Source organism: Microcoleus sp. B7-D4, from assembly GCF_036705125.1.
In the GTDB taxonomy this organism is placed as follows: Bacteria; Cyanobacteriota; Cyanobacteriia; order Cyanobacteriales; family Microcoleaceae; genus Microcoleus.
Genome location: NZ_JAUBTT010000020.1, coordinates 54,094 through 66,540, shown reverse-complemented (window position 1 = coordinate 66,540; position 12,447 = coordinate 54,094). Strand labels below are relative to the sequence as shown.

Annotated in this window: 10 protein-coding genes; 9 read left to right on the top strand and 1 reads right to left on the bottom strand. The window is 44.1% G+C overall.

Annotated elements, in window-relative coordinates:
• Positions 1-203: 203 nt before the first annotated feature.
• From QUB12_RS10730 to darG, 4 genes are all read left to right on the top strand, one after another.
• Positions 204-413 (top strand): hypothetical protein, encoded by a 210-nt coding sequence (locus QUB12_RS10730; protein ID WP_333140447.1) that lies wholly within the window; start codon positions 204-206, stop codon positions 411-413.
• A 50-nt stretch (positions 414-463) separates the two neighbouring features.
• Complete coding sequence (gene mnmE, locus QUB12_RS10725) at positions 464-1,849, top strand: tRNA uridine-5-carboxymethylaminomethyl(34) synthesis GTPase MnmE (protein ID WP_333140449.1); 1,386 nt, start codon at positions 464-466, stop codon at positions 1,847-1,849.
• 80 nt (positions 1,850-1,929) lie between these two features.
• Positions 1,930-2,556, top strand: a complete 627-nt coding sequence (gene darT / locus QUB12_RS10720) for a type II toxin-antitoxin system toxin DNA ADP-ribosyl transferase DarT (RefSeq protein WP_333140451.1) — start codon at positions 1,930-1,932, stop codon at positions 2,554-2,556.
• A 21-nt stretch (positions 2,557-2,577) separates the two neighbouring features.
• A complete protein-coding gene (gene darG, locus QUB12_RS10715; RefSeq protein WP_333140452.1) occupies positions 2,578-3,612 on the top strand; it encodes a type II toxin-antitoxin system antitoxin DNA ADP-ribosyl glycohydrolase DarG in 1,035 nt (344 codons plus the stop codon).
• Positions 3,613-3,655: 43 nt separating this feature from the next.
• Here the strand turns inward: darG and QUB12_RS10710 are convergent, their stop codons facing one another.
• Positions 3,656-5,194 (bottom strand): SagB/ThcOx family dehydrogenase, encoded by a 1,539-nt coding sequence (locus tag QUB12_RS10710; protein WP_333140454.1) that lies wholly within the window; start codon positions 5,192-5,194, stop codon positions 3,656-3,658.
• Between the two features lie 223 nt (positions 5,195-5,417).
• Here QUB12_RS10710 and QUB12_RS10705 point away from each other — a divergent pair, with 223 nt between their 5' ends.
• The 5 genes from QUB12_RS10705 to QUB12_RS10685 all read left to right on the top strand — a co-directional run bounded on the left by QUB12_RS10705 (position 5,418) and on the right by QUB12_RS10685 (position 12,280).
• Positions 5,418-5,939 (top strand): pentapeptide repeat-containing protein, encoded by a 522-nt coding sequence (locus QUB12_RS10705; protein WP_333040082.1) that lies wholly within the window; start codon positions 5,418-5,420, stop codon positions 5,937-5,939.
• Positions 5,940-6,463: 524 nt separating this feature from the next.
• The gene (locus QUB12_RS10700) at positions 6,464-6,796 is read left to right on the top strand and encodes a hypothetical protein (protein ID WP_333140456.1); all 333 of its coding nucleotides are present in this window, start codon (positions 6,464-6,466) and stop codon (positions 6,794-6,796) included.
• Positions 6,797-6,830: 34 nt separating this feature from the next.
• Positions 6,831-8,912 carry a dynamin family protein gene (locus QUB12_RS10695; protein ID WP_333140458.1) on the top strand — a complete coding sequence of 694 codons (2,082 nt, stop codon included), beginning with the start codon at positions 6,831-6,833 and terminating at the stop codon, positions 8,910-8,912.
• A 221-nt stretch (positions 8,913-9,133) separates the two neighbouring features.
• The gene (locus tag QUB12_RS10690; protein ID WP_333140460.1) at positions 9,134-10,411 is read left to right on the top strand and encodes a hypothetical protein; all 1,278 of its coding nucleotides are present in this window, start codon (positions 9,134-9,136) and stop codon (positions 10,409-10,411) included.
• A gap of 198 nt (positions 10,412-10,609) precedes the next feature.
• Positions 10,610-12,280 carry a dynamin family protein gene (locus QUB12_RS10685; RefSeq protein ID WP_333306685.1) on the top strand — a complete coding sequence of 557 codons (1,671 nt, stop codon included), beginning with the start codon at positions 10,610-10,612 and terminating at the stop codon, positions 12,278-12,280.
• Positions 12,281-12,447 lie beyond the last annotated feature (167 nt).

Here is a 12,447-nt window from a genome sequence, read left to right as displayed (position 1 = left end):
ACTCTTGTTCAAGTTCCCAGATTGAGCTGTGGAGTCAATCTAAAATCTAAAATCGACTGACTGGCAAAACTGGCGCTCGGATTGGCTCGCCAAGTCCATCGCTGTTGCCACGCTCTTCTAATATTTTAGAAAAAAAATGCTGAAATTGTTTATCCTGTCAATGAGATATGTATAATTTAACAACCAAGCCGGAGGTCAGTCAAATGAAAGTACAAGTGGTTGAATCCCTAATTCAAGTTATCTGGTCTCTCGCAGCCGACGCACAATTAGCGATTCTAGGTAAAATATTACCAAATATCTCCTACGCTTCGAGCCGGAAACTGGTGCATTTTGCCCTAAAGGGCGACTATTTTAATTTTTTGAATGACGAACTAGAGATTTATACTCTCAAATACCGAGAAGCAATTGCCTGATACTCAAAAACAGGAAATTGAGAGAACTTTTGAATGTGTGAACAATAAAAATGTCTGAATCATTAACAAAAGGAGGAACGATCGCAGCGATCGCCACTGCCATAGTTCCCCAACAAGGCAGCGTCGGCATTGTGCGAGTTTCCGGTTCCGCCGCCTTAAAAATTGCCGAAACTCTGTTTCGCGCCCCAGGACGGCAAATATGGGAGTCTCACCGCATTCTTTACGGTCACATCCGCCGCCCCAAAACTCAAGAATTAGTCGATGAAGCTTTGCTGCTAATCATGAAAGCGCCGCGTTCTTTTACTCGCGAAGATGTGGTGGAATTTCACTGTCACGGTGGCATTATGGCCGTGCAGCAAGTCTTGCAGTTGTGTTTGGAACATGGGGCGAGATTGGCGCAGCCGGGAGAGTTTTCGCTGCGGGCTTTTTTGAACGGGAGGCTTGATTTAACTCAAGCTGAAAGTATCTCAGATTTGGTGGGAGCAAAATCGCCCGCTGCTGCACAAAGTGCTTTGGCCAGTTTGCAGGGAAAATTAGCGCAGCCCATTCGCAAATTGAGAACAACTTGTTTGGACGTGCTGGCAGAAATTGAGGCGAGAATTGATTTTGAGGAAGATTTGCCGCCTTTAGATGAAGCTAAAACTTATTTGGAAATAAATCATGTTTTGGAGGAATTGTCAACAATTTTGGCGACTGCCGATCGTGGAGAATTGTTGAGAACCGGTTTGAAAGTAGCGATTGTTGGGCGGCCGAATGTGGGAAAATCGAGTTTGTTGAATGCGTGGAGTAAGAGCGATCGGGCGATCGTCACGGATTTGCCCGGTACGACGCGCGATGTGGTTGAATCGCAGCTAGTTGTGGGCGGCATTCCGGTGCAGGTGCTCGATACTGCGGGCATTCGAGAAACCGAAGACAAGGTAGAAAAAATTGGCGTTGAGCGATCGCGCGCAGCAGCAAAACAAGCCGATTTAGTGTTGTTGACAATTGACGCGGCATCTGGTTGGACAGAGGAAGATTCGGAAATTTACGAACAAGTAAAGCACCGCCAGCTAATTATAATTATCAACAAAATCGACCTAGTAAAAACCATCCCCGAACTACCTTTTTCCTCAGAAATTCACCCAATAGTTGCCGCAGCCGCCGCCCTCGATCGAGGCATAGCAGACTTAGAAACAGCAATTTTAGATGCCGTTAGCAGGGGAAATTTGCAAGCAGCAAACTCAGACTTAGCAATCAACCAGCGACAAGCAGCGGCGTTAACTAAAGCTAAAATTTCTCTGGAACAATGCACAGATACTATTAGCAACAAATTGCCTTTAGATTTTTGGACAATAGATTTGCGCGGTGCAATTCAAGCATTGGGAGAAGTTACGGGCGAAGAAGTGACAGAATCAGTGCTCGACAGAATATTTAGCAGATTTTGCATTGGCAAATAGCAATGGTAAAAGATTGTTTATCTTGAACGGTCAAGCAGATATTATAGTGTTAAACCTGAAACAGCAAACAGATAACAGCAGTGCCATTACCTATCTACCACATTACCCCCATTGACAATCTAGAATCTATTATTTCTCAAGGTGGATTGTTAGCTTACAACGTTATGCTTGAGACAGAAACTAACTATACTAATATCGCCTATGAAAACATCCAAGATCGTCGCGCTAGAATTGGCGTTCCCTGCGGTGCAGGTGGCGTACTGCACGATTATGTTCCCTTTTATTTTGCACCGCGATCTCCGATGTTATACACCATTAATCAGGGGAATGTACCAAACTATACTCAAGGTCAAGCACCAGTTATTCACCTAGTTTCTGATGTATTTGAGATAGACATTAGGGGTTTAGATTTTGTTTTTACTGACGGTCATGCAGTCATGACATTTACCGAGTTTTTTGACGACCTCAACTATCTAGGTGCGATCGACTGGGATGTTATGGGCTCTCGTTATTGGTTTGATACAAATGAAGACAACGACCGAAAACGCAGGCGTCAAGCCGAGTTTTTAGTTAGAAACTTTTTGCCTTGGGAGTTAATCACAGAAATCGGCGTAATCGATTATACAATTCAATCACAAGTAGAAAATATTTTACAAAATTTTACAGATCAAACCCCCGTAAGAGTGCATAAAGATTGGTATTATTGAAATAAATAGTAGGAAATAAAAGTGATTGAAATCAAGGAAGGCAACCTTTTAGAAGCAAATGCAGAAGCCTTAGTGAACACAGTTAATTGTGTGGGAATTATGGGCAAAGGAATTGCCTTGCAGTTCAAGCAGGCTTATCCCGAAAACTTCCGCCAATATGAAAAGGCTTGTCGCGCCGGTGAAGTGCAGCCGGGCCGAATGTTTGTAGTATCTTCGGGCAATCTATTTAATCCCCGATACATTATTAATTTTCCAACTAAACGTCACTGGAGAGGCAAATCAAAAGTCGAAGATATTCAAACAGGACTAAAAGCTTTGATTCAGGAAGTAAAGCAATTAGGTATCACTTCTATTGCCGTTCCTCCGCTAGGCTGCGGAAATGGTGGCTTGTCTTGGAAGACAGTCAAACCGCTAATTGAATCAGCTTTTTCGGAACTGCCAAATGTGCAAGTTTTGCTATTTGAACCCCAGGCTACTCCGCAAGCTGATTCAATGCGGATTGCTACCGAAAAACCCCAAATGACTCGCGCTCGTGCCTTATTTATTAGCTTGCTCGAATTGTACGGAATTCCTGGCTATCGCTTGACAATGCTGGAAATTCAAAAGCTAGCTTATTTTCTTCAGGTAGCAGGTGAACCACTAAAATTGCAGTATGTGAAAGAAAAGTACGGGCCTTATGCAAATAATCTCAATCATGTTTTACAGAAGCTGGAAGGGCATTATATTCGAGGTTATGGAGACAGAAGCCGAGAGGCACAAATTTATGTGTTGTCTGAAGGTAAAATAGCCGCGCGGGATTTTTTACAAAATGCCCCCGATGCTAATGTTAGACTAGAGCGTGTGAGCGGGTTAATTAATGGTTTTGAAACTCCTTACGGAATGGAACTGTTGGCAACTGTTCACTGGGTTGCTAGGGAAAATAGGGAAGCAGCAGAGGATTCCGAAAGAGCGATCGAACTTGTACGCGAATGGAACATTCGCAAGAGCGAACTATTTAAGCCTCAACATATTCGCAAAGCGTGGCAGCGGCTTCGCGAGCAGAGTTGGTTTTTTTAGGATACCTTCTGCCTTCTGACTAATGCTGACTGAGGAGTAATTCTTACGATCGAGGTCTTCCCAGACTTGTAATATAAAGCACAGCCTCACCCGCAGGAATACCGAGAACGTCATTGACGCGATCGTCAAAAAAGCCCCCGATACCGCTGACACCCAAACGCAGTTGTATAGCTGCTAAATTCAACCGCTGGCCCAAATGACCCGCGTCCATGTGCAAATAGCGGTAAACTCGATCGCCATATTTTGCTACAGCCCTGTTCAAATCCGCCGTGTGAAACAACAGCGCCCCCGCATCTCTGCCCAAGTCTTGCCCCAAACACAAAAAATGCAGTTCCCTGCGGAAATTTTTAAACCTAATTTGCCGCAATTCTTGAGCTTTCGGAGCGTAATAGTAACAGCCTTCTTCTAACCCATGCACTCCCGAAACAGCAATAAAAGTCTCGATCAAACTTAAATCGAAATAGTCTGGATAACCGTCTAATCCTTGGTCAATATAGTGCTGGGGCTGGTAAGTAAAATCGAGCATAGCTAGCAGTTCGCCCAAGCTCAAAGAAGCACCTGTATAAGCACGGGTAGAACGCCTTTTGAGCATAGTGTTTTCTAAAGTTTCCAGGTTCACTCCCCAAGGAATCGAAGGAGTGACCGTCGAAACTTTAGTACAAAATGGAAAGTTGTATTTATCCTCTAATTCCCCTTCACTTTCATCCAGTTTCCAGCCGTCAGATCCGGTAGGGTCTGATTCTAAATGCGTGGCTTTGTGGAGGTATTTTAACAGTTGACCTTCGGAAATTTTTGGGTAATCTGTCGTGGTGTTTCCGGGCAAAGCTGTTTTAAATTTAGGCAAGTTTTGGTCAATATCTAGCAAGTCGGCTAAAGCAACTACACAAATAGCTCCTTCTTGCTCCGAGTCGATGTAGAGTAATTCATTGACAGCTTCGTCGGCGAATCCTCCAATCAGGTGAGGTCGGTAATCGTTGACGGCGCAAGCTAACTCGATATTACTCAATAAATGGCCAGTGTCTAGAAAAATTCGCCGATAAGCTCGGTCTTCGTAACGCCAAGAAGAACGGAAAAAAACAGTGGTAATGGCGATCGCCAATTGGGTATTTTCTAGCGCTGGCGACTGGAAACAAGCTGCTTGCAATGTCGGCCAAACTTGACTGTCCCAAAAATGAACAAGTGAATGAGTTCTGCACTGATAATTGTAGAGTCCGGCCGGCAACTGGGCAGTGCCACGGGAGATTAAATAAACCTCTGCTGGGTAGAGTCCACCCGCCGACGGTGCAGATCGCAAATACAGGTAGCTGTCGTCTACCGTCTGCACTTTCGCCGTCAACCCGTAGCTGCACAGCAACAAGCTAGATAACCGATGCCACCAAGCGGCATCGGGATCGGCATCGGCATCCTCGGAGGGGTCTTTTAGATAAGGCTTGAGGTCAAAATACGCTCCAATTTTATATTCTTTGAAAGGAACAGGTTGCTCTGTCCAATCTAGCTGTTTACTTTTAGCAGCAATGGTTTCAGGGTCGTATTTTGTCCGTTCGTGGTAGTGCTGAGCAATGGAGAGAGGAAGTTCTGGCATATTTCAGTAGAGGATTGGCTTTGGTTTCTCGATCTTGACATTACTAACCGCTTACTGGTTGAGCAAGGCAGAATTTTACAAATATAAAAAAAATCTTAGAAAAAATGCGACTGTTGTTACACAAGCTTAACATAATAAGAGACATAAGTATAAATACGCAGAAAAATAACCATTAATTACTGTTATGGATTGGCTGCAGTAGCTGTCGTCATGAGGAATGAAAATGCAAAAGCTAAGCGCTGAGGAATTGCTTGCTCAGTATGCTGAGGGCCAGCGAAACTTTAACGCCGTTGACTTAAGTGAACATAACTTGTTTCAAGCAGATTTGACAGAAATAAATCTTTCTGGTAGCGTTCTGAGGCGAGCTTATTTGCCCTACGGAAATTTGACTCAAGCCAATCTTTATAAAACTGATTTGCAAGATGCTGAATTGGGCGACATTCAACTTTATCAAGCTAACTTGTCGGAAGCAACTTTATCAAGAGCCAACTTATCAAGAGCAAATTTGCGTCACGCCAATTTGCAAGGTGCTAATTTGCAGAAAGCCAATTTGCAAGGTGCGGATTTGTACAATGCAGATTTGACGAATGCCGATTTGAGATATGCGGATTTAAGCCGAGCTAATTTGGAGAAAGCAAAGTTAAGCAAAGCTCAATTAGCGGGCTGCAACTTATTTCGATCGCGCTTGGTTGATTTGTCGGAAGCCGAGTGCGATCGCACTACTATCGGGCCCGAAGGCTATTGATGATTTGCAGCCGCTAGTCTAGCGCCTAGGGCGATCGGCTTAATTAGTCGTGAAGCGTAGCTAGAGCAATCCTAAATGATTCAGATAAATTTGTAGGGGTAGTGCTAAGAGTGCCTACCACCTATCTATCGGGCAACCGGGCGTGGGATTGCCCCTACAATAATTATGCAAATGATTTAGGATTGCTATATCCCGTAGGGAATCGCCCTTTTTACAATTTCTTAACATTTCTCGACATGGGGGAAAATGTGAGTTACAGTCGTAGAGAACTTATACCAATTTTTTATGAGGCCCCGTAGAATCTGATCCCCCCTAACCAAGAGGGCGGGCACGGGGGCACCGCCCCTACAAAGGGGGGGACAAGATTCTTCTCAAAGTCAACCCATACTCCCCAACGATCAGGGGGAGTAGGGGGTATGCGAGGGGGATCGAGATATGTGAAACTTCACATTAAATTGGTATTATCGCTCCGCAACAGTGACAATAAATAACACATTTGTCCAGCGAAAAACAGGCTAAAATTTATGAATTCTCCTGACAACAAATCCCGAGAACTCCGGCGCAAAGAACAAGAACTGCGGAAGCGAGAACAAGAAATTCGGCTCCGCGAACTAGAAGCCGAAATCGACCGCTCAGTGCCCGAACATCTAACAAGCAAGTACCAAGAACCAGACAGCCAAGTTAACGGCAAACTCAAACAGTGGCGCCGAAAAATTATAGCAGCCGCTCAATTTACAGGCATTGTCATTGCTGTTATCGTTGCAGTTCGCATAGCATCTTGGCTGGCAGCCGCCATGATAGTTGGAGGCATTGCTTGGATCGCTTACAAAATGTTTATTGAAGAAGACAAAATTTAAAAAGCTCAAGCAGGAAACTCTCAGGAAATACCCCATGAACCTTAAAGTAGAAACTAGCAACTTTCTCAACGATTTAGAGCGAGTAGCCGCCGTGCGCCGAGAAATTGCCACTCGCCTCAGCAACATCGCCACAGCCATCAACCAATCAGAATTAGCAGGAGGAGAAGCATCGGGAAAACTCGGTTTAGAAACAGACAACGCCGACATTGATGTCGCCAGTAAAAACTTGCGCCAAGGAGTCTTTCGGCTGCTAGTGCTAGGCGACATGAAACGCGGTAAAAGCACTTTTCTCAATGCGTTAATCGGCGAAAACTTACTGCCCAGCGATGTAAATCCCTGTACAGCTTTGCTGACGATTTTGCGCTACGGTTCGGAAAAAAAAGTCACAGTTTATTTCAATGACGGCAAAAGCCCAAAACAGCTAGATTTTAAAAGTTTTAAACAGAACTACACAATTGACCCCGCTGAGGCAAAACGCTTAGAAGAAGAAAAGAAACCAGCATTTCCAGATATCGATTGCGCCGTAGTAGAATATCCCTTACCTTTGCTGGAAAAAGGCATAGAAATAGTAGACAGTCCCGGACTGAACGATACAGAAGCCCGCAATGAATTATCTCTCGGTTACATCAACAACTGCCACGCTATTTTGTTTGTGCTCAGGGCAACTCAGCCTTGTACAATGGGTGAAAGACGCTATCTAGAAAATTACATCAAAGGTCGCGGATTGAGCATTTTCTTCCTGATAAATGCTTGGGATCAGGTGCGGGAAAGTTTGATTGACCCGGATGATCCTGAAGAATTGGCAGAAGCAGAAGGGAAACTGCGGCGGGTTTTTCAAGCTAATTTGGCTGAATATTGTTTAACAGAAGGCCACGACATTTACGACGAGCGAGTGTTTGCAATTACCTCAATTAAGGCGCTCCGGTTGCGGATGAAAAACCCGGATGCGAATTTGGCAGGAACTGGTTTTCCAGAGTTTATGGCGGCACTGAATACGTTTTTGACGCAGGAAAGGGCGATTTCGGAATTGCGTCCGGCGAGGACTTTGGCGCGTCAAATTTCTGCTCGTGTCCGCGAAGCTGTTGGGCGCAGATTACCATTACTCGATCGCGATGTCAATGAGTTGAAAGAAAAGATTGATTCAGTTGAGCCGGAGTTTAAAAAGCTGACTCAGATTCGCGATGAATTTCAACAAGAAATTAGCGAAGTTAGAGATAGTAAATCGCGGGCGATCGCAGATTCTTTTCGCACCTACGTTCTCAACTTAGAAAATACCTTTGAAACAGATTTCTTACGGTATCAACCGGAACTGAGATTTCTGGATTTCTTCAGCCAAGGCAAGCGAGAAGCTTTTGAAGCATCGCTCAAACGAGCATTCGAGCAGTACATCAATGACAAACTAGCAGCTTGGACTCTCACGGCCGAACAAGAAATGAATTCAGCCTTTTCGCAGCTATCGAAAAGTGCCGCAAATTACGGAGCATCTTACACGAAAGTGACTGAAAAAATTACCGAAAAACTGACGGGACAAAAAATACCAGCAGCAGTCAGCCACTCGAACGAAGATAACTCCCCAGGTTGGGCAAAATGGGCGATGGGATTGTTCTCCTTAACGACCGGAAATCTGGCAGGAGTAGCAATGGCCGGAGCGGGTTTTGATTGGAAAAATATCCTGCTCAACTTAATCACTGTGTTGAGCGTCAGTACGATTCTTGCTAGTTTGACGGGGATTGTTTTGGGGCCGCTGTACTTGGCTTTATTGGGGATGGGTGTTGGGGTTTTGCAAGCAGACGGAGCTCATAAACAGTTGGTGAAAGCGGCGAAAAAAGAGCTAGTGAAATATCTGCCGCAGGTGGCTCAAGAGCAGTGGCAGCCGATTCATGATGCTGTAAAAGAGTGTTTTGATGTTTATGGGCGGGAAGTGGGCGATCGCATGAATGCTGATATTACTTCTCGGAAATCTGAGTTAGATAATTTGCTGGCTCAAAAGGAATCTCGCGAGATTAATTGTCAGGCTGAATCGCAGCGGTTGAAAAAATTGGATGCTGATGTTTCTGCAGAGTCGCAGAGTATTGAATCGCTATATCAATGTTTCCTAGCATCGGCGGGAAGCTAGGCGTGTTTTCAAACTTGAAATTAGCTTAAATTGTAGTTGGGTTTCCTTCCTCAACCCAACCTACAGAATAGTTTGAAAACACGCTCTAATCCCCCAGTCTAATTACCGTTGTTATTGACCCAAGATTGGGAATGATCGCAAGAAAATTGACATGGTGCGGAGCCTGCGGCAGAAGGGGCTTAAGGATGTGGATGAGTAGATGCAGACATTAGGGGGTAAATATGGATAATGATAAAGTTTCACAGAAATTAGAGAGATTAGAAAGAAACTTGAAAAGTATTCAAGCCCTTGAAGACAGCTCTGCCAAAATCAACCGACTTATCAACATGGCTCAACAGTTTGAACTTGTCGATCGCCATGAGAAAGCTCAGGAAATTTATCAGGAAGCCTTAGAACTTACCCAAAACTTTTCGGATAGCTATGATAAGGTTTGTTTGCTACAAAACTTGGGCTTGTGGCAAGAGGCAACCCTAATTAATCAAAAGCTGCTGAACAACAGGCTTAACCAAAATCTGCCAGATGGCCCTGAAAAGATAGATATACTTAAGCAACTAGGTCGTTTTCAAGAGGCGATCGAAATTACTCAAAGATTGACAAATGGCTATACAAAGGCAGCTACCTTAATTGAAATTGCCAATCTCATCCAAGAACCAAATCAGAAAAATTATCTCTGGCAAGAGGCACTTTTGGTTGCCGAAACAATTAAAGATATAGAAGAAAGAGATAGAATATTAGTCCATCTGGTTAAAAAAAAATTAGAGAGGAAGCTCGATCGTTCCCATGAATTATTGCCTGAAGAACTGCTAGGGCATTCAAGAGTTATTGCAGTGATAGAGGAAAAAATTTCAGAAGAGCAATACAAGCAAGCTCTTCAAATTGCTCTAAGAATTGAGCAGATAGAACACAGAAATACTGCATTGTACGATCTGGCTTCTTCTCGATATGATAATAGAGATTGGGGGATCGACCTCATCAATCAACACTATATTGTTACTCCCCCAGATTTTTCTCATAAACAAGTACAAGGAATGCAGTTTAGGCAGAGCAGGTATTCAAATACATTAGCTGCATTTGAAGAGCCACCTTTATCAAATTGCACCGATCGGGAGAAGGTACAAACTGCCTATCGCTTTATTTATCTACCTAGTTTTCACCCCAGCTTAGTCATTCGAGTTTGGGGAGATACACTGAGTACACCTTGCTTGCAGGCTGTTACAAAAGTAGGAAGCAAGGTAGGGAGTGAAGAGCCTTGGATGCTCACAGAAGCAAAATCTTTGGAATTACTGACAGCCATCAATGAGAATAAATTTTGGCCTTCCATTACTTGGGATTTGTCTTGGGGTTTGGATGGATCGAGGTGGGTGTTTGAAGGCTGGAATCAAGGAAAATACAAGTGGTTGGATGCTTGGAGTCCTAATAATGGACCAGCATATCGCCTTGGGAAAGTTTTCTTGTCTCTCTTCCCAGAAAACTTATTAGAACTAACTAGAATTTACTGAACCTCCTACAGGTTCACGAGAATAAGTAATATGAGGCTCGATCGATCGCTTATAATATATGTAGGTTGGGCCCTTGGAACGAACCCTACGCTTCGGTTCGCCCAACAAATCTACAAAACCCAACAAATCTACAAAAAATGTTGGGTTTCACTTCGTTCAACCCAACCTACAGCTAACTAAATGAAATAAAACAACAATATGCAACAACCCGAAATTTATCAATACCTGACCGACTATCTCAAATCAGCACTCGGTATTCTCGAACTTGACAAAAACTCCCAACTGTATCGAGATACTACCTCAATCTGCGACTATCTCGCCAAACCAACTTTTCAAATCGCTGTCTTTGGCCCGTTTAATTACGGTAAGTCAACTTTGCTCAATGCTTTGCTTGGAAATCGTGCTTTGCCGATCGACCTCGTGCCCACTACAGGTGCTGCCATTTATGTCAACTACGGCGAGGAATTGCACGCAAAAATTACCCTGAAAGACGGCACGGAAATTAGCGAACCGGGGACTGATGTTTTGAAACGCTATGCCATCCTTGACGACGCGAGACAAATGCGGGATGATGTGGCCGCCGTTAATGTTTATTGTCCCCATCCATTCCTGCAAACCGGTGTGGAATTGCTGGATTTGCCGGGAACCAATGACCGCGAAGAACAGGATAATTTGGTTCGGGATAAATTGCTAACGGCTGATTTAATTGTGCAGGTTTTAGATGCTCGCAAATTGATGACTTTAGGCGAACGGGAGAACTTGAGAGATTGGTTGAGCGATCGCAACATCAACACAGTCGTCTTTGTTGCCAATTTTCTCAATCTACTCGAACCAGACGACCAAAAACAAGTTTACAATCGGTTGTTGTTTGTTGCCGAAAGTTTTCGCTCCAATTTGCCGAACAATATCAGCAATATCTACCGCGTCGATGCTTTGCCGGCTTTGAGGGCGAGGCTGAAAGGAGATGTGGCGGCCGCCCAAACTACAGGAATTGCCAGCTTTGAATCGGCTTTGCAAAGTATTGTAGCAGATCAACAGGAACAATTAGCAGTTAAGTTGCCCAGAATTGAAGCTATAGCTACTAAAATTTGCCAATCTCTCCGAGCCAAAGCTGAAACTGTCACCGCAGAAATAGTCGCAGGTCAAAAAAAGCACAAAGACAAAATTGAAATTAAACAAAAAGCCGAAAAACTGATATCAAAAGGCTTTCAAGCCAGCGTTTCGGATTTCGAGATTTGGCTTTACCAGCCCACACTTTTGCAGCGGTATCAATCGGAAATGGCGCTGTCGCTCCAGGAAGGGAGTTTTGATGCGTGGAAGCTAAAATTTGAGCGAGAGGTCTTACATCAGCAGCAAACCATCGCAGAATGGGTAAATAAAGCTTGCGAGTTCTTTGATAAAGAACAGCCGATCGCACTTTTGATTTCCTTTCCTCCATCCCCGCAAGTCAGTTTACCGGATCCGCCACCACCTCCAGCTCAAAAGTCGAACGAGGGCGAAGTGGCTCCAGTGGCGATCGCCACCGGCTTAGGTTGGCTATTGGGCGGGCCTGTGGGAGCCGCAGTAGTCGGCGGTGCTAGCTATATTTTGAATAAAAGAACTGGGTATGAAAAGCCGCCTGAATCGTCAGAAGCTTATCTAAATCAAGTAACGGAAATTTGCAGCGAGGCTGCTAAAAACTATCTCGCTCGCTTCAGTACCGATACTTTTTCCATGCTGCAACACTACAAGGAAATCGCCGGAAAAGTTATCTGTTTTCAAGAAAGCAAAGAGCCATTAAATATGAATGTTCAGCAGTACCAGTTACAGTTAGTAAATAATTTAATCGATAACTTAGAAGCACAATTGGAGAGAATAAAACTTATATAATTTGAGATTTTAGATTGGTTTCATGGCACTGTCAAATCATCAAGAACAGGCTTTCCGGCCTGTGCCACAAAAATTCAGTTTTATTGTGGGAAGAACAGGCTTTCCGGCCTGTGCCACAAAAATTCAGTTTTATTGTGGGAAGAACAGGCTTTCCGGCCTGTGCCACA

Excerpts from the sequence above, each read along its gene's own strand:
- QUB12_RS10690 (WP_333140460.1), top strand. The coding sequence starts at position 9,134 with ATGGATAATGATAAAGTTTCACAGAAATTAGAGAGATTAGAAAGAAAC.
- QUB12_RS10710 (WP_333140454.1), bottom strand. The coding sequence starts at position 5,194 with ATGCCAGAACTTCCTCTCTCCATTGCTCAGCACTACCACGAACGGACA.
- mnmE (WP_333140449.1), top strand. The coding sequence starts at position 464 with ATGTCTGAATCATTAACAAAAGGAGGAACGATCGCAGCGATCGCCACT.
- QUB12_RS10730 (WP_333140447.1), top strand. The coding sequence starts at position 204 with ATGAAAGTACAAGTGGTTGAATCCCTAATTCAAGTTATCTGGTCTCTC.
- QUB12_RS10695 (WP_333140458.1), top strand. The coding sequence starts at position 6,831 with ATGAACCTTAAAGTAGAAACTAGCAACTTTCTCAACGATTTAGAGCGA.
- QUB12_RS10705 (WP_333040082.1), top strand. The coding sequence starts at position 5,418 with ATGCAAAAGCTAAGCGCTGAGGAATTGCTTGCTCAGTATGCTGAGGGC.
- QUB12_RS10685 (WP_333306685.1), top strand. The coding sequence starts at position 10,610 with ATGCAACAACCCGAAATTTATCAATACCTGACCGACTATCTCAAATCA.
- QUB12_RS10700 (WP_333140456.1), top strand. The coding sequence starts at position 6,464 with ATGAATTCTCCTGACAACAAATCCCGAGAACTCCGGCGCAAAGAACAA.